This window comes from Mesorhizobium sp. M1D.F.Ca.ET.043.01.1.1, assembly GCF_003952385.1.
Taxonomy (GTDB): Bacteria; Pseudomonadota; Alphaproteobacteria; order Rhizobiales; family Rhizobiaceae; genus Mesorhizobium.
On sequence record NZ_CP034444.1, the window covers coordinates 1817440 to 1834375 of the forward strand.

The following is a 16936-nucleotide window of genomic DNA, read 5'->3' on the forward strand; positions in this document are numbered from 1 at the left end:
GATTTTCAGACTGACCTTTCTTGGCACCTCGGCCAGCGTACCCTCTGCCGAGCGAAATCACCCTGCCCTGCTTGTCGAGGCCGGAGGCCAGCGAATTCTGATCGACTGCGGGGAAGGCACGCAGCGCCAGCTGCTGCGGAGCGGCGCCGGCTTCAGGCGGCTTCATCGCCTACTGCTCACTCATGCGCATTTCGACCATATCCTTGGAATCCCCGGCCTGTTCTCGGCGCTCCGGTTGCGACAAAGCGACGATCTCCTGACCGTCCATGGAGGCCCCGAGACCCTTGAGGTCGTCGTTCGCATGCTCGCTGGTCTGTGGGGTGAAGGACGAGCGCCGATCCCACTAACGCTTGAGCCGCTGACGCCCGGCCGGTTTTTCGACGCGGACGAATTCATGATCGACTGCTTTCAGGTTCGGCACCGCGACACGGACAGCTATGGCTTCGTGGTCGAGACACGACCGCGTCGTCACCTTCGCGCCGAGCACCTGGCGTCTCTGGGCGTGCCAGACGGTCCAAATCAGGAAGGAACTGGTAGAAGGCCGGTCTATCACCCTCGCGGATGGCCGAACAGTTGCTTCCGAAGACGTATTAGGACCGCTGGAAGCAGGCAAGAAGCTGGTCATCATCGGCGATACGGAGTCGACCGATGGGCTCGCGGAACATGTCCGCGGCGCGGACCTTCTGGTGATCGAGGCTACCTTCCTGGAACGAGATGCGGCCATGGCGCGCGACTACGGTCATCTCACGGCTGCGCAGGCGGCATCTCTGGCAGCGATGAGCAACGTGAAGCAGCTCGTTCTGACGCATATCTCCGGTCGCTATGCCGACGAAGAAATCCTCGCGGAAGCCGTGCGGGCATTTCCGAACAGCCGGATTGCGGCTGATCTCGATGTGCTCACCATATAACGGCCGACAATGACATTCAGGATAGGCATCATCTCTGACACGCACGGCCTGCTGAGACCTGAGGCGGAACTGCGCCTGGCCGAGGTAAACCACATCATCCATGCCGGAGACATTGGCAGTCCTGACGTTATTGCCGCGCTTCAGCAGATCGCACCGGTTACCGCGATCAGAGGCAACGTGGATACGGCCGGGTGGGCTTCGACCTACGCCGACACGGTGTTGGTACGGCTGGCAGGCCGAAAATTCTACGTCCTCCATGATCTGAAAACACTGCAGGTCTCACCAGTGGCACTCGGTATCGACATGGTCGTGTCGGGCCACTCCCATGTGCCGAAACTCAAAACCGTTGACGGTGTGCTCTACCTTAATCCGGGGAGCGCCGGTCACCGTCGTTTCAAGCTGCCGATCACGCTTGCGACGGTTGATATCACGCCTGACGGTCTACAGCCGGCCATTCACGATCTAAGTAGTGGCTAAGGCGCGGGCTCAAGGCGATCGCATGCCAGGCGGGACGCATCCGGCTGAATGAACGCGTCCGCGCGCGACCAATCACCTCAAGTTGACTTCTCGAAACGCGTGGAATGGAGAATTCGACAATGCTTTCTATGCGACTTTCGGAGCGCAAACGGCAGACGTCGAGGGCACGTCATATGCTGCTTGACGGCAAATAGATCTGCCCTTTCTGCGGTTCAGGTCATCGGAGAACTGCACCCACCCCCCGAGCGTCGAAACTAAAGAAGCAGTCCTGCGTTGGACGCGATTAAGCCATTCCTATTGAGTATGAGGCGGTGAAAATGACCAAGCGAAAGGCAGTCAATGGGTTGCGCGCTCGTCAAACGAAGCCGCCTCAAGACCAAGCCACTTTTGGACCGCCCAGTTTTCGGCCCGTCCAGCTCGCAAAGCTGGTGGACACCGTCCCCGCCGGCGATCGCTGGATCCACGAAATGAAATATGACGGCTACCGCATTCTCGTCGCCGTGGGCGACGAGGAAGCGCGCGCCTATACGCGCTCCGGCCTGGACTGGTCCGGCCGCTTCCCCTCCATTCTGTCGGAAGCACGCAAACTCAAGGTTGGGTCCGCGCTCATAGATGGAGAGGCTGTTGTCATCGACGCCGAGGGGCGATCGAGTTTCCAGGCGCTCCAGAACGCCTTGAAGGGCGACCCCGCGAGCATCGATTTTTATGCCTTCGACCTGCTCGAGCTCGACGGCGAGGACCTGACGAGGCTTCCGCTGCTGGAGCGAAAGGAGAAACTGGAGGAAATCCTGCCGCCGAAGAGCCCCATCCTTCGATACTCCGACCACATCCAGGGCCGGGGGGAAGAATTGCTGAACCGCTTCTGCGACGCCGGCCTCGAGGGAGTTGTCTCGAAGTTGGCGGATTCGGACTATGTCGGCGCCCGCGATGGAAGCTGGCTGAAGATCAAGTGCATCAAACGTCAGGAATTCGTGCTCGTCGGCTGGACGCCGTCGGACAAAGATCGCGCGTTTCGATCGCTTATCCTTGGGGTCCATGACGGCGGAAAGCTACGCTTTGCCGGCAAGGTCGGGACCGGTTTCGATACCGCCGAGATGGCGCGGCTGATGAAGATTATGGCGCCGCTCGAGCAGAAGGCCGCCACGGTCGAAGGACCGCGCGCAGAAGTTCGCGGCGCGCACTGGCTGCGTCCGAACCTTGTCGCCGAGATCGCCTACACCGAGATGACCAATGAAGGGACGCTGCGCCATCCAAGCTATCTCGGCCTGCGCGAAGACAAGAAGCCGGAAGCCGTTGCGCTTGAGAGGGAACATCACACTGCGACGCTGCCGCCTCCCGCGACAAGCACGATCGCGATCAGCAATCGCGGCCGCGTGATCTACCCCGAATCCAACATCACCAAGGGTCAGCTTGCCGATTATTACGCCGACGTCGCCGCGATCATGCTGCCCTGGGCCGGCAGCAGGCCGATCAGCCTTGTCCGCTGTCCGCAAGGCCGGGCGAAGAAGTGCTTCTTCCAGAAGCATGACGCCGGCAGCTTCGGCGACAAGGTCCATCACGTCGGAATCACTGAAAAGGACGGCCATGAGGAACCCTACCTTTATGTCGACGATGCCGAGGGGCTGATGACCTGTGTCCAGATGGGAACGATCGAGTTCCATGGCTGGGGAGCGCGCATCGAAGACGTCGAGAAGGCCGACCGCCTAGTGTTAGACTTCGACCCCGACGAGGGGCTGGATTTCGAAGCTGTGCGCGCCGCCGCATTCCAGTTTCGGGAAATCCTGAAATCGCTGGGTTTGACGACATTTCCGATGCTGACCGGCGGCAAGGGTGTGCATGTGATCGCGCCGCTCACGCCCCGGGCCGAATGGCCCGAGGTGAAGGCTTTCGCCTCCAGATTGGCGCAGGCCGTCGCGCAGAGTGATCCCAGCCACTTCACCGCCGTGTTGTCGAAGGCGAAACGGAAGGGACGAATCTTTGTCGACTACCTGCGCAACCAGCGGGGCGCCACGGCAATCATGCCCTACAGTGCTAGGTCCCGACCGGGCGCTCCCGTCGCTGCGCCCATCACCTGGGCGGAAATGAAGACGATTGATGCGCCCTCGCATTTCCACGTCGGCGATGCTGCTGAATTGAAGAAACGCGCAGCCAGTAAATCTCTGGCGGGATGGGGTCGAGCCGACCAACTTTTGCCAAATCTGTAGCCCCGCTCCGCGATTGGTAGCAAGACTGGACTAGGGCTCGCTACCTTGGCCTGAATGGAACCTGCCAAGATTGGCCCCGTTTGCCTCGACCATGGCAAAAACCGATGCGCGGACAGTCGCCAGCCTCCTAAGGGAATACGCACATCGCACGTCGCTGCGCGGAGACAATCCCTATCGCACCAAGGCTTACTTGCGCGCGGCCGATAGTTTGGCAGTGTTGTCACAGCCGCTCGATCGGATCATCGCCGAGGGCGCCCTCACCAGAATCCCGGGGATCGGTGACGCGATCGCAGACATTGTGCGCAAGCTCTATGAAACGGGCACGCATCCACGCCTGGAGAAGTTGCGCGAGGAGGTGCCGGCCGGTGTGATGGAGGTTTTTGCTGTGCCAGGGCTTCGGCCCGACAAGATCCTGAAGCTTCATCAGGCGCTCGGCGTGAACTCGTTGGCTGACCTCGAAGCCGCAGCAAAGGCAGATCGCATCCGGCCACTCAAAGGCCTCGGTGCTTCGCTTCAGACAAAGATCCTGCAGAACTTGGCCATCGCTCGAAGCGGCGAGACACAGCTTCACCTGCACAAGGCCGCGGCGCTCCTTGAGCATGCGGTCATATCTTTGAAGCAAGAGCATCCCGAGTTTTCGCGGGTGGAAATCGCCGGTGATTTCCGACGCGGTTGCGAACTTGTTGCCGACCTCGCGCTGGTCGCGCTTGGGAAGAAGCGGACCGAGACCGAGCAGTCCACTCTCAGGCTTGTCGTCACGGACAAGAAGCACTTTGGCGCGAGCCTCCTCGAGGCCACCGGTTCGGCGGCCCACCTTGAGCAATTGAGGATGTCCGCAGCCGCGAGGGGGTTCGCGCTCAAATCCGATGGACTCTACCGCGGCAGAAGGCTGATTGCGTCAGCGACAGAGGTGGAAATCTACGAAGCGTTGGACCTGCAGTTCATCGAGCCCGAACTGCGCGAAGGCAGAGATGAGATTAAGCGGGCAGCAAGCCAGCAGCTACCTCCGCTCGTTCGGGACGAAGATCTCCATGGGATGCTGCATTCTCACACGACCGCATCCGACGGCACCGAGACGCTTGAGGCAATGGCTGAAGCGACACGTAAGCGCGGGTTCGAGTATTACGGTGTCGCCGACCATTCACAGTCTGCCCACTACGCGGGTGGACTCTCGTTGCAGGAGATTGCTGAACAGCACCGCGAAGCCGATCGGCTGAACAAAAAGTACGGTGGAGAATTTCGCATCCTCAAGGGCATTGAGGCAGACATCCTGGCCGACGGCTCGCTAGACTATCCGGATCACATCTTGAAGCGGTTCGATTTCGTTGTCGCGAGCGTGCACAGCCGCTTCAGGTTGCCTGAGAAAGAGCAGACGGAACGTATCATTGCGGCAATCGCGAACCCCCTCTCGACAATCATCGGCCACATGACCGGTCGCCAATTGTTGCGTCGTCCCGGCTACGATCTCGATATCGACAAAGTCCTCCGAGCATGCGCGAAATATGGCGTCGCTGTCGAAATCAACGCGCATCCGTGGCGGCTCGATCTCGACTGGCGGTGGCATCAGAAGGCACTCGACTACGGCTGCATCTTCAGCATCAATCCGGACGCGCATTCAATCCGCGAACTCGACCACATGCATTGGGGTGTCGAGATGGCGCGCAAGGGAGGCGTCCCTAGAGACCGAGTTCTCAACGCGATGAGTCTGGCGGCCCTGCTTGCGCATCTTTCAACGCGCAAGTTTACGTCAAAGACCGGCGGCAAGCGCCGCTCGCCAGCGCGGAAAGCTGTCGCATGAGGCTTGAGTTCCTGTCGGTACAATAGGCAACCGGTCTCGGGCGAGCCGCTGCCCGGTATGGTTGCTGGCGCCGTCAACGCTGGCGGCTGCAGCGGTCGCGATTGTTTTCATGGCCACCTGCCTCTTGGAGCCTCACGACTGGGGAATATTCCAATACGGCCGTCCCGGAGGCGGATTTCTCCCTTCTAAGGAAAAGCCCGCGTCGCCGCAGGCTTACTGATAGCTGATATCGGCAATCAGGCTTTCTCGACGAGGTTCTTCACCGCGTCTTTGACCTGACCCTTGGCAACCTGCGCCTTGCCCTTGGTTTAGCTGTTCCGCCTAGGCGATTAATGTGCCGTAGTGCGCAATCTCGTAAATGCTCGCCCCGCTGCACGGCGCGTGCGTACGAGGAAGCCGACCTTCGCGTCGGCGCAAAGGCGGGCGCGGCGAGCCCTCAAACGTTGGATTTGCAGCGCTCCCGCCGGCGGCGTGAAGTGCGCGGGACGGCGGCAGGCACCGTATCCGTCATAGACGCAGCCAAGCTACGGGAGGCTGCGCGGATCAAAGTCGGCAAGGCTCCCGTGCAGGTCGGCTTCACGCCGGACGGCAGCCGCGACTATGTCTCGCTCAGGGACGAGAACAAGGTGGCGGGGATCGATACTTCTACCCGCAAGGTGATCGCACGCATAAAAGTCGGACGGGCGCCCATTCAGGTGTACGCTATGCGGGACGCAAGCAGGCGCCGGTAACATCCGTGCCAGTGGCGTCGACAATTTTAGTATTTTCCCCTTCCGAAACCCGCTACACCATCACGCAACCTGAGGCTAATAGCAAGCTCCCGACTCTGCTCTACATCGCCTTGTCCACCAGCGGAGCCTTACGCTTCGGCGGCACATAGGACGTCACCACCTTGAGCGTGTCGATATTCACCGTTACAGGAACACCCAGGTTCACCGTCACAAGATCCCCGTCGATGTGTGTGACGTCGCCTGTCAACTCGATGTGCTGGCCTTTCTTCACCGTCGACGTCTTGTCGACGATCGAGTGCGGGAAGCCGTAGGAGGGGATCGAGACGCTGACGCGGTCTTCTGTCACGCGCCGGCGCACGGTCGCCGTGATCGCGACTTCATCGCCGACCTTGATCCTGCCCTTGCCCATACAAGGAGTCTGGGGCGGTCGGCCGCTTAGTCAAGCAGTTGCTAATATTTACGAACGGAGACGGAACCTACATTCGCCTTCTAGCTTATAGATGGCAGCGGTCATGTCCGCTTCTGGGTCCCAGAAAAGCCCGTCGCCAAGTCCTCCCAGCGACGGGCTTGTACTTGCATATCAAGCGAATCGGGACTGTTCCAAACCCTTGGCTCGAAACAAAAGCTAGCTTCAGCGGTTCCTCTTCATTGGAGGAACCCATGTGCCCGGCAATCGACGATGGGGAAGAGAGCAAAGCCCAGCTAAAACTGTTGGCGGAGCGACTGAGGAGGGAGACTGGCATCAGGGAGGAAGAGGCCAGGCGACTGATCGAGTCGATTGGAACCGATTGGAATTCGCTGCTTCGCGAGGCTAGGTTCCTGAAGGGGCGGCATTGAGATGAGCACGCGCGCCGTCAACTTTCTCCACAAATGGATTTCCAACAACATCCCGGAGACGGTCGGCGCCGACATCATCTCCGTGGCTGAATTGACCCAACAGCTTTTTGCTGACGCCAAGGCAATCGGGATCGACAGCACGGAGATCGAGGAAGAAATTGGGAGCGTCTATGAGGTGATCTTTGACGCGACGGTTCATCGCGAGGCCGGCGTGGCGGATTGAGCGATGGGATGCAAGGCTATGGTGTGATTGGCATCACCAGCCGAGTGAAGTTCCTTTGAGGCAAGCACATCGCCAAGCCTCGATCCAGGATTTTCGAGAGGAGTAGCCGGCTGGCATCGGCCAATCCATATGCTAAAATCTCACCCATGGACCAGAGAACCATCGATAAGGCGCTCGACTTGCTCAAGCAGTATCGCGACACCCTTGTGATGAGCCACGCGCCAATAGGGCCTGATGGCGTTCCTGAGATACGCACGCCAGCACAGGCCGCTGACCCGCTCGAAATAGCCGCACTGGAAGATATCGCCTCGCTCGATGCGGTCATCAAAGAGATGTCCATCTAAGGTCTCCGACGGTAGGAACCGACCATTGGCCGTGTTGCGCGGGCTCCAAAATGGCTGCAATCTAGCCGTGCCCTGAGCCCGGCTTCGGGACACGGCCCGGCCCGCGAAATCCTGTGTCACCTCGAGATAGCGGGCCGGGCTGTGGGTGTTCCCGCCGGCCCTCTTTTGCCATTCAGATTTCGCGAATTGTTCGGAACCGAATACCGCTCTCGCGATTATCAGGATAGACGGCCGAACCACCCTTCGAGGTCGTCAGCACTAGCACAAAGCCCGCCGCTCCCTGAGACGGCGGGCTTCTCTATGCGCCCCTGGCAGTGCGCTGCTTTGAAAGCGTCCGCCACAAAGCGTCTTCCTCCGTCATGCCGTCCAGAAAAAGGCGGATTACTTCCCGCGCCAGGGCCTCTCTTTGCGCTCTGTCCTTGAGGGCTAGCCGACGCTCGGCGCACAGCCTGTCAAATACCCGCTGGAGCAAGTCCAGATCAGCGGGATAAACCACACCGCCATCGTCTCAGAGGGGCATGACCCCGCCCTCGATAATCTGCCGACATTTTGCCACCAGGAGCGCGGTCCGAAAACTGTAAATTTGTATGGAACCGTGGCGCAAAAGATGGACATGTCCCTGACACGAGGGCGGCCCGGCATCTTGGCGGGGTAGGCCAGAGCGACGCCGGGCCTAGCCGGTGGGGGTCGGGGGACGGGCACCGGTTGTTTGCCAGTATATGCGCCATGGCTAATAGATGCAGCCTGTCCGAACGAAGGAGCCGGCTGGCGGCGTATGCGGGTCGAGGCCGCACATGTGCATGCAAGGAGTCTGGCGCTGGCTTCCGCCTCGTCAAGAGGACTGGCTAAATCCGACAACCCGCCGCTCGGTGTGCCCCCACACCCAGCGGCGGGCTAAGGTGACCGGCGCCTTCTCGTTGGGGAGAATTGCCTGGGCCCCGGCGCCGGTCTGGCGAACCATGGTCCGCCGCATATGCAAGATAGCTAATATCTACCTCAAAAGGATATGGTGCGATCGCGTAACCTCTTGGCATCGCCCCGGCGATCAGGAATATAATCCTCCTCGGTGCGGCGACCCCCTTTCGCGAGGATCGCAATGACGATGAAGTTTCCATTCACCGAAGATACATTGGGCAAGAAGCTGGAGGCCGGCACAGGCCTGTCGGTCGACTGCCTGACCTGCAAGCGGAAGGCGACGCTCGACGTCGCGGAACTGGTGAAGCGGTTCGGGCCGGATCAGCCCTGCTTGCACTGGGATCTTCTCAAAATCATCTATTGCCACGAATGCCGTGCCGCCGGCCGAGAGGACCGGAACCTGCAGTTCACCAACCACGCGGTGACGCCGGAGCAGAGAGGCTAGCAAGCTTCTGTCAGGATGACTTAACGCACTTGCCGGCAACGCGCACCTTATGGCCGCGGCAATTGCGGGGAAGCTGACTGCCTAGCAGCCGGTATCTGGGTTCCCTTGGACGCAAATACCTGGCGGGTCAACGTAGCAACCGCAGACGCCGTCCGGCGAGCAAACGAGCTGTATATGTTGGCCGCCTGGATACCCATAGAGGGCGCCGCTGGGCCTCGGCTCGAACTTGAAGATAGTGCCGGTATCGACAGGCATACCGAGAGTACGAGCTACAATCATGCCCATCTCCTTCAGCCGTCCACTGACCTCTTCCGACAATCTTTGCATGCGAAATAGATCATCAGGATGAAGCGCCACCTGCTTGCGACCGTTACTATCAGTCATAGCCCTCTCCATGTAATTGCCTTGGGCAAGATAACATAGCGTAGGGACATCCGCCAATTGATGGAGGCATTCCTGGGGTCTTGCCCGGACAGCCAATCCGCTGCGTGCGTGGTTTCAGCACTCGCCCCCAGACCGCTCCCATTCATCGCAGATAAATACAATGCCGGCGCCGCGGCAGTGGAGACACTCGTCAGCCATTGCGGCGCCTCTTACGGCTGAGCGCCATGAGGTTGGCCTGCAGCCGATAGTCGAACGGCGCGTTGGTCGTGGCTGAGCGCGGTACCGATGGCCGCCAGGTACAACCGCGGCACGATCGAGCAAACCAGCCGCGTTGCGCAATTGCGGTTGACGAAACGCAACGAGAACAACGAATAGGGGACGCGCAAGGGACGTTTGAGGGACGTCTCTTGCAACCATTTGTAATTGCAATAGAAATTGGAGGAGGGAAACACACCCGCATACTGTTCGCTAGCCACTCGCCCCAGTTGGTCCAACGCCTCATGTACGATCGCGACGCCGCTGTCGTGTGGATGAGCGAAGGCGCCAAGGTTCCGGTTGACGATGCTCAGCGTCCCGCAATTCCGATCCTCATGACGCTCGGCGCGCTGTCGGCTGGTGCCGACGCCTTCGATCCTGCACGACCAGTGATCCTCATGACCGAGGACAAACTACCGCAACCGGCAACTGTGCTGGCCAAGGCGAACGGCGCACCCGAAAACCTCGCTGCCCTCTCCTACAACGGATGCGGAAACCTTCCAGCGGCGAGACTTCTTGCGAACATGATCACTGACATGCGGCCCGATGCACGGATCATCCTCCATCGGGATCGCGACTTTCGGACCGACCCGGAGGTGCAATTCGAGCTTTCTACCGCCGCTGCCGAGCGCCAGCCCAATGGCGTGACTCGCGTTACCGAGGTTTTCACCCCCCTCAACGACGTCGAATATTCATTTGCCCAAGCCGCCCATCTCAAAGAGGTCTTCAACGATCTCGCCCCGGAACTGGTCGACGCTGCTATCGCGGACGTAGCTGCGTAGGCGCGACGATCTAGTGAATGCTGCGCGCGTTGCTCGTGAGCAGATTCGCTCATCGCTCTACGACAGCCCTCGGAAGCGCGGGAAGCCAGAATGGGCTGCGTCAGGTATGCTCGACAATTCACCACCGATCGGCGGGTTCGTTCCCGCTAACGGTCTAACCCCGGTCTCCTTCGAACATACTCACGGCAAGATGCTTATGGATGGTCTTCGTCCGAAGATTCACCACCATGTTGGAGGAGCTTCGCAGGCGTCGAACAACCGGATCTACACCGTGACCAATCATCTTCAGACGCCAAGCTGGATGGCGGCATCCAGCCCGCCGGCGAATGAACAAGATGGTCGTTGGTCGTTGTAATCCCTTGGCAGCTAGTCAAGCGAATGGCGGCTCTCGCAACCATTTCAATGAGGTCGAACGCACACAACGGCGCCCTTCCCCTTGCTGGGTCTCGGCGACCAGAAGGGGGGTCGGTATAAAATGTCCCAGTTTCGTGGCGCGTTGTCCAGATAGCTGGCTTCGGTAATTCGTAATAAACACAAAGGGCCATATTGAACGCTATTTTCACAGCAGTCGGCCTAAGAATTGCCCTCCGGCTCCAGCGCCACGGCTTCCCGTCCACCGCGTGTGCGCACGTACTCGACGAGGCTCGATTCACGCGGATGGGCCGGGAATACTGCGAAAGGATTCATTCATACAGGTCATTCACTGTCTTGGGCCCGTCCCCAAAAAATTCCAGACTGCCTTTTATGCGACTTTCGGAGCACAAATCATGAACATGGAAACCATCCAAGGCTGATGTCGAATTTCTTACTTGCGTTTAAAATCGCGCTAGAGGGGGAGTTTGCTGGGTCGATCTCGAATGTCGCGTTTTGGCCGCTTTCAGACCGAGTCGCCGCAAGCGCACTGGCGTTGATGGCGATTCCAGACGAAGTTGATGATATCTGAACTGCATCAATCGCCGACGAAGGGCCAGACCAAATTGATGCTCCAGAATACCTGATCCTTACTGTCCGCCACACACAGCTCCGGTCTGAATAACTTGGCTTCTCTCCGTGCCGGGTCATGCCATCGCCGATGAGTGGTGCGCCGGCGCGCATCACTCCGGCTGCCGCGACGCGGCCGCTCGCCGATAAGAGAAAGGCGTCATGATCGTCGGGCCGACGTGAAAGTGCATCTGACACCGAAATGCGAAAAGGACTTGCTAGTCTCGCGATGTGCGGCGCACCGGAAACCCAGAACATTCAAGGCCTATTCCAACGGCATGAGTTTCTCACCGAGCCGCACTAGGCAACGGTAGCGGTGGAAAGGACCTCGGCCTAGAAGCCTAGCAGAAACGAACTAGAGGGCGGCACGCCGATCATGGACAGACAATCGTTCAAGCAGGAAGTCTATTTCTGCGACCGCCTTAGAACTGAGTGAGGGTCCGGGCGAGCGCAAAGCGCTGTGCGCGATCGCACCCCGTCTCGAGAGAACGTGCTTTCTCACGGCCAGGCCGACTCCTGGCTGCTGTTCATAGCGCAGCAGCGGCAGATGCGCATCGTAGATATCCTGCGCAGCCACGCGGTTACCGACCGTATGATATGCAACCACATCGATCAGCATTTCGGGGAACGCGTATCCGGTCATCGCCCCATCGGCCCCGCGCGCCATCTCGCAGTCAAGGAAGAGACCGCCGTTCCCGCATAGAATGGCCAACTCACGCATTTCTCCAATGTTTTGCCAATGCCGAAGCAGGCTAATCTTCTCGAGACCGGGCCAGTCTTCATGTTTCAGCATAACGCAGGAAGGGGTCTCTTGGACGATGCGCCGGATCAACTGGGAAGACATGACGACACCAGTTACGGTGGGGTGATCCTGCAAAACAAATGGGACATCTGAGCCGATGGCTTCGACAGCTTGGCGCACATAGGTGGAGATTTGCTCGTCGGTACGCATCGCCGAAGGCGGCGTGAACATGACTCCGGCTGCACCCCCATCCATGGCTTCACGTGCCAACTCGCGCATCGACTGCAGCCCTGGCGATGACACACCCACGATCACGGGGCGGCCGCTGAAACCAGCAATGGTGGCTTTAACTACGGTAACTGCCTCCTCGGGAAGAAGCTTGTTTGCCTCCCCCATGATCCCCAGAACAGTTAGACCGTCGACGCCGGTGGCAGCGTAAAATTCTGCCATCCGTGAGATCGAGACCTCATCGATCACGCCGTCCGGCAAGAAGGGCGTCGGAGCGATCGCATAAACCCCCCTGGCTTGGCATGTAAGCAACATCGAGCATCCTTGTCTGCGATGATATGGGGGACGCTGTGCGTCCCTTAGAAAGTAACGGCCGACAGGTGTCGAGGCTATGTTCTCACGCGATCGCCCGCGAGCCGACTTTTTTCATGGAAAGCAGTCCTCCTAGGCACCATGATGTCAGCATTTGCTGTGATCCCACGGGCTCAACCCACCGGTAAGCATTTGGACCAGCCACGGGCGAGTGGCGGCTCGACAGAAGCCTCGTCCAAGCGGGTGAGGCCAAGGGGTCGTTGGTGCTGTAGTCTTAGTGGGGCTTGTCCTTTTTCAAAACCAGCTCGTCATATTCGCGGCTAGAGACCACCGCCTCGACGACAACAGGACCGCCGGCCGCAAAGGCCTTCTTCAGCGCAAGCCTGAAGCCATCCCTCTCGCTTGCAGTCAGGACCGGCACACCGAAGATGTTGTTGCCGCCAATAGTGCCCGTGGCGCGGACCGGCGTCCCGTAAATCGGATTCTGCTTCTTCTCCTGCTTGATGCGGATCAACGCCAGGTCGTTGTCGGTGATGACTATGATCACAATGGGAAGGCCGAGCCGCGCGGCAGTGGCCAGTTCTCCGGCAGACATCAGGAAACCGCCATCGCCTACCACGGCGCATACATCGACATCCGGCCGACAGAGCTTGGCAGCGATGGCTGCCGGAATGCCGAAGCCCATAGTCGACCAACCATTGGTCATGATCTGCCGTCCGGGAGCAGGCGTCGGCCACTTCTGGCCGATCAGATGGGTGTGGGCGCCCACGTCGCAGGTCATGATCCCGTCTTCGGGCAGGACTTCGCGCAAAATGTCGAGCACGGCACAGGGACCAAATTCATCTACACCCTTGAGGCGCTCGAACATGGCCTGGCGCCGCGCTTTGAGCGCCTCCACGTCCCAGTCCTTTTCGGCCATTTCCGTGGCACACAAGGCAGCAACGCTGGAGAGTATAGAACCGGTGACCTCGATTACATCGGGGTAGGCGCTCCGGTCGACGTCGAGGGGCTGATCGTCGATATTGATGACACTTACGTTCGGCGCCCAGGATTCGACGTTGAACTCGACGGGATCATAGCCAACCAAGATCACCAGGTCGCTCTGCTGATGGGTTTTCCCAACTTCGTCGGAAAGCGCATGAAAAAGCACACCGGCATAGCAGGGATGATCCTCCGCGATCATGCCTTTGGCCATGGGCGTAATTACTACCGGTATAAGATGCTCTTCCGCAAACCGGCTGATCTCATCACCCACACCCGCCCGGACTGCCCCTAGGCCCAAGGCGAGCACCGGTCTGCGCGCAGCCTGTAGAGTGGCCTGCATCTGTTTGATAGCGGCGACAGGTGAGTCGCTGACGTCACTGGGTTGCGGCAGAGGAAGATCGTTGTGCGGCGAACTGTATTCGGCGCTCATGCCAACCGGCAGACCAACGTGAACCGAACCCGGGCGTCCACTGAGAGCGACGGCTGCCGCGTCGAAAAGAATCTCGCGAACCTTGTCTGGTTCGAGACGTGTGGTCTTTTTGGTTATCGGCGCAAACAGCGCCTGATGGTCTATGCCCATCTGTGTAACGCGACCGCGCATCGCTGCCTGCATTTCATCAGTAAGTGCGATCAGAGGAGAGCGATCGAGAAGCGCCCCGCCAACACCAGTGGACAGGTTCGTCGCGCCTGGTCCGAAAGTTCCGAAACATACCCCCGGCGCGCCGTTTAACCGGCCACACACGTCGGCCATGATGGCGGCAGTGCCTTCATGTGTCGTCAACACGAAGTCGATCCCATCGGTGACGCGCATTGCTTCCATGTAGTCGACCCAGCCGCCGCTGGGCACGCCGAAGACATGACGTACGCCCATGTCGCGCATTGCCTCCACGACTTGTCTCGCGACCTTGATCTTCTCCGGCGCGGATCGAGGGCTTGTTCTCGTTTCATTAATAGGCTGCGCAGACATACTTCAACTCCATAAAGTCATGCATTCCATAGGGACCGCCTTCGCGTCCGAGGCCCGACTGCTTGACGCCGCCGAAGGGAATGGGAGCGCCGGTCATTCTTGATGTGTTTATTCCGATCATCCCGTATTCAAGTCGGCGCGACATGCGCTCTGACCGGCTGAGATCGTGCGTATGGACGTAGGCTGCCAAGCCGTATTCGGTGGCGTTGGCCCGGCGGATTGCCTCGTCTTCCTCCGAGAATCGCCCAATGCCGGCAACGGGGCCGAACGTCTCCTCGTGCATGATCAGCATGTCGTCGGTAACGTCGGAAAGCACGGTCGGCTCATAGAAATTAGGGCCGGCATTGTGTACGCCGCCGCCTAGATGCAGGCGTGCACCGTGTTGCTTGGCATCGAGAACTTGCTCTTCGACCTTCCGCAGTGCCTTGTCGTCGATCATCGGCCCTATGGTCACACCGGGGTCGAAGCCATTCCCAACCTTGAGCATCGCGGCGCGTGAGGTAAACCCCTCGACAAAATGGTCATAGAGATCGTCGTGTACAAGTATCCTGTTGGCGGCAAGGCAATCCTGACCCGTCGTCTGGAATTTGGCGTTCATGGCATCCTCGATCGCAAGATCGAGAGTCGCGTCCTCGAATACCAGGAAAGGCGCGTGGCCTCCGAGTTCGAGACTCACGTGCTTAATCGTCTGAGCGCAGAGGCCCGCGATCAGCCTGCCGACCTCCGTCGATCCGGTGAATGACACCGCGCGAATGCGCGTATCCCGGCAAAGCAATGGCACGATCCGGCGGGTACTGCCCGTGATCACGGAAAAGACACCCGGAGGACAGCCTGCCTCCTCGGCCAACCGCGCCTGTGCCAGGGCAGAAAAGGGCGTTTTCGAGGACGGCAGGCCGATAACGGAGCAGCCAGCCGCCAGCGCCGCGGCTGCCTTGCGCGCCAGCATTGCAGAGGGAAAATTCCATGGGGTTATAGCCGCGACGATGCCGATCGGTGCCCGATTGACGTGCAGCCTTTTGCCTGGGAGGTGACTGCGCAGGATCTCGCCGCCGTCGCGCTTGGTCTCTTCCGCATACCATCGAATGAAACTCGCAGCGTAGTCGATCTCGCCGAGGGATTCCGCCAAAGGCTTGCCCTGCTCCAAGGTAATCAGGGCAGCAAGCCCCTCGCGGCGGGCCAGCATCAGATCGCACCAGGCATTGAGGACGCGGCTGCGTTCCAGTGGCAGCATGCCGGCCCAGAGCTGCAATCCGGTGTCGGCCGTGTCGATAGCCGCGCCGACCTGGCTATCAGACAGGTTGGGAGCCGTGCCGATTTCCAGGCCGGTTGCAGGGTCGAACACTCCATAGGCCTCGCCGGTCTCGGAAGACTGCCAGCGCCCGCCGAAGTAGGCATCCTTCTCCATTAGTGCCTTTGCACGTTCGAAACTGCTCACCGTCTGCTCCTTTAACCCTAGGCTTGCCGATTGCATCTGCGCGACATTGATCCTTTTGTCCCTGCCAAACAAACGAGTAGCGCGGCGCTCATGAATGAGAATTTCTGATCCGTAGAATGTGCCGACGGAAGCGTATGGCCTGGTCGGTACAGTTTGATTGCGCCGGTAGAGCATCCGCCGTCGCCGGATCACAGGAACCCTTTTGGGGCCCTACGACCGCTCGGCGCGGGCTTGGGAGGCTGCCGCAACACAAGTGGCGAGGCGGATGCTCAAACGATTTGCTTCGATCAAACGTGCCCGTATCGGTCTAGTGCCTCAGCGAGACTCAAGCCTTTCTTGAGTTCCTCGCGAATGGCAACTTCCTTCGCCGTGAGCTTTTCAGCCGCAATCAGAACCTCAATCACTTTTGCAGCTGGAATTGCGATCGCGCCGTCTTCATCGGCGAGAATGAAATCGCCAGGCTCCACCGTGACCCGCTCGATTGTTGCACCACGCAGGAACACCGGCACACGCCAAGCATTGACCTTCCAGCGCATGATCGACTGCACCGGAGCGCGATACCGAGCGAAGACTGGAAACCCCAGCTCGCCGATCCACTTCAGATCACGCACACCTCCATCGACCAAGGCCCCTGCCGCGCCGCGCTCCTTCATGCCGATCGCAATGAGCTCGCCGAAGTAGCAAACGCCCTCGCCGTCGCCGCTCCAAACAGCGATGTCTTCACTTGAAAGGTCGGCGCAGGCCTTCATCTTTTCTGGATCTCCGCCCGGGGCAAACGGCGTCATTTGCCCTCGGATCGTGAAGGCAAAGCCGGCGAGCTTGCCTGCCCCGGCCGGCATCGGCGCGAAATCGGGTGAAAGGCCTTGATCCGGCAGACCGAGATCATCGAGCACATCGGCCACGTTGGAGGTATCGACCTTGAGGTAGCGTTTGCGAATTTCACCACGGCTTGGGTTTGCGGGCATGAGTTTGTCTCCTGATTGG

Annotated in this window: 14 protein-coding genes and 1 pseudogene; 10 read left to right on the forward strand and 5 right to left on the reverse strand. The window is 59.6% G+C overall.

What is annotated here, in order from left to right; translation table 11 throughout:
- Window position 1 precedes the first annotated feature (1 nt).
- The 5 genes and pseudogenes from rnz (at window position 2) to EJ067_RS09125 (ending at window position 6118) form a co-directional block, all read left to right on the forward strand.
- A pseudogene (gene rnz / locus EJ067_RS09100) lies at window positions 2-908 on the forward strand (ribonuclease Z).
- A 9-nt stretch (window positions 909-917) separates the two neighbouring features.
- Window positions 918-1385, forward strand: coding sequence for a metallophosphoesterase family protein (locus tag EJ067_RS09105; protein ID WP_126085629.1), 468 nt, complete (start codon window positions 918-920; stop codon window positions 1383-1385).
- Window positions 1386-1852: 467 nt separating this feature from the next.
- Window positions 1853-3589, forward strand: a complete 1737-nt coding sequence (ligD, locus tag EJ067_RS09110; RefSeq protein ID WP_245468229.1) for a DNA ligase D — start codon at window positions 1853-1855, stop codon at window positions 3587-3589.
- Between the two features lie 91 nt (window positions 3590-3680).
- Complete coding sequence (locus tag EJ067_RS09115) at window positions 3681-5387, forward strand: DNA polymerase/3'-5' exonuclease PolX (protein WP_126089565.1); 1707 nt, start codon at window positions 3681-3683, stop codon at window positions 5385-5387.
- Window positions 5388-5830: 443 nt separating this feature from the next.
- A complete protein-coding gene (locus EJ067_RS09125) occupies window positions 5831-6118 on the forward strand; it encodes a hypothetical protein (protein ID WP_245468230.1) in 288 nt (95 codons plus the stop codon).
- A gap of 100 nt (window positions 6119-6218) precedes the next feature.
- Here EJ067_RS09125 and EJ067_RS09130 read toward each other — a convergent pair whose 3' ends face one another.
- On the reverse strand, window positions 6219-6527 hold the full coding sequence (locus EJ067_RS09130; protein WP_126085632.1) for a hypothetical protein: 309 nt from the start codon (window positions 6525-6527) through the stop codon (window positions 6219-6221).
- Between the two features lie 429 nt (window positions 6528-6956).
- Between EJ067_RS09130 and EJ067_RS09135 the strand changes: the two genes are divergently transcribed.
- The 5 genes from EJ067_RS09135 to EJ067_RS09160 all read left to right on the forward strand — a co-directional run bounded on the left by EJ067_RS09135 (window position 6957) and on the right by EJ067_RS09160 (window position 10658).
- A complete protein-coding gene (locus EJ067_RS09135; RefSeq protein WP_126085633.1) occupies window positions 6957-7178 on the forward strand; it encodes a DUF768 domain-containing protein in 222 nt (73 codons plus the stop codon).
- Between the two features lie 146 nt (window positions 7179-7324).
- Window positions 7325-7522 (forward strand): hypothetical protein, encoded by a 198-nt coding sequence (locus EJ067_RS09140; protein WP_126085634.1) that lies wholly within the window; start codon window positions 7325-7327, stop codon window positions 7520-7522.
- A 1096-nt stretch (window positions 7523-8618) separates the two neighbouring features.
- Window positions 8619-8882, forward strand: a complete 264-nt coding sequence (locus EJ067_RS09150; RefSeq protein WP_126085635.1) for a hypothetical protein — start codon at window positions 8619-8621, stop codon at window positions 8880-8882.
- Window positions 8883-9766: 884 nt separating this feature from the next.
- The gene (locus tag EJ067_RS09155; RefSeq protein WP_126085636.1) at window positions 9767-10303 is read left to right on the forward strand and encodes a hypothetical protein; all 537 of its coding nucleotides are present in this window, start codon (window positions 9767-9769) and stop codon (window positions 10301-10303) included.
- Between the two features lie 106 nt (window positions 10304-10409).
- The gene (locus EJ067_RS09160) at window positions 10410-10658 is read left to right on the forward strand and encodes a hypothetical protein (protein WP_126085637.1); all 249 of its coding nucleotides are present in this window, start codon (window positions 10410-10412) and stop codon (window positions 10656-10658) included.
- A 981-nt stretch (window positions 10659-11639) separates the two neighbouring features.
- On the opposite strand, the gene EJ067_RS09165 is transcribed toward EJ067_RS09160, so the two are convergent.
- The 4 genes from EJ067_RS09165 to EJ067_RS09180 form a co-directional block, all read right to left on the reverse strand.
- Entirely contained in the window at window positions 11640-12569 is a 930-nt protein-coding gene (locus EJ067_RS09165; RefSeq protein ID WP_126085638.1) for a dihydrodipicolinate synthase family protein, read from the reverse strand.
- A 271-nt stretch (window positions 12570-12840) separates the two neighbouring features.
- Complete coding sequence (locus tag EJ067_RS09170; RefSeq protein WP_245468231.1) at window positions 12841-14430, reverse strand: thiamine pyrophosphate-binding protein; 1590 nt, start codon at window positions 14428-14430, stop codon at window positions 12841-12843.
- 67 nt (window positions 14431-14497) lie between these two features.
- Window positions 14498-15988, reverse strand: coding sequence for an NAD-dependent succinate-semialdehyde dehydrogenase (locus EJ067_RS09175; RefSeq protein ID WP_126089567.1), 1491 nt, complete (start codon window positions 15986-15988; stop codon window positions 14498-14500).
- A 251-nt stretch (window positions 15989-16239) separates the two neighbouring features.
- Window positions 16240-16917: an RraA family protein gene (locus EJ067_RS09180; RefSeq protein ID WP_126085639.1), complete on the reverse strand. Its 678-nt coding sequence runs from the start codon at window positions 16915-16917 to the stop codon at window positions 16240-16242.
- Window positions 16918-16936 lie beyond the last annotated feature (19 nt).

Excerpts from the sequence above, each read along its gene's own strand:
- EJ067_RS09105 (WP_126085629.1), top strand. The coding sequence starts at position 918 with ATGACATTCAGGATAGGCATCATCTCTGACACGCACGGCCTGCTGAGA.
- ligD (WP_245468229.1), top strand. The coding sequence starts at position 1,853 with ATGAAATATGACGGCTACCGCATTCTCGTCGCCGTGGGCGACGAGGAA.
- EJ067_RS09115 (WP_126089565.1), top strand. The coding sequence starts at position 3,681 with ATGGCAAAAACCGATGCGCGGACAGTCGCCAGCCTCCTAAGGGAATAC.
- EJ067_RS09130 (WP_126085632.1), bottom strand. The coding sequence starts at position 6,527 with ATGGGCAAGGGCAGGATCAAGGTCGGCGATGAAGTCGCGATCACGGCG.
- EJ067_RS09135 (WP_126085633.1), top strand. The coding sequence starts at position 6,957 with ATGAGCACGCGCGCCGTCAACTTTCTCCACAAATGGATTTCCAACAAC.
- EJ067_RS09140 (WP_126085634.1), top strand. The coding sequence starts at position 7,325 with ATGGACCAGAGAACCATCGATAAGGCGCTCGACTTGCTCAAGCAGTAT.
- EJ067_RS09150 (WP_126085635.1), top strand. The coding sequence starts at position 8,619 with ATGACGATGAAGTTTCCATTCACCGAAGATACATTGGGCAAGAAGCTG.
- EJ067_RS09155 (WP_126085636.1), top strand. The coding sequence starts at position 9,767 with ATGTACGATCGCGACGCCGCTGTCGTGTGGATGAGCGAAGGCGCCAAG.
- EJ067_RS09160 (WP_126085637.1), top strand. The coding sequence starts at position 10,410 with ATGCTCGACAATTCACCACCGATCGGCGGGTTCGTTCCCGCTAACGGT.
- EJ067_RS09165 (WP_126085638.1), bottom strand. The coding sequence starts at position 12,569 with ATGTTGCTTACATGCCAAGCCAGGGGGGTTTATGCGATCGCTCCGACG.
- EJ067_RS09170 (WP_245468231.1), bottom strand. The coding sequence starts at position 14,430 with ATGCGCGACATGGGCGTACGTCATGTCTTCGGCGTGCCCAGCGGCGGC.
- EJ067_RS09175 (WP_126089567.1), bottom strand. The coding sequence starts at position 15,988 with ATGCAATCGGCAAGCCTAGGGTTAAAGGAGCAGACGGTGAGCAGTTTC.
- EJ067_RS09180 (WP_126085639.1), bottom strand. The coding sequence starts at position 16,917 with ATGCCCGCAAACCCAAGCCGTGGTGAAATTCGCAAACGCTACCTCAAG.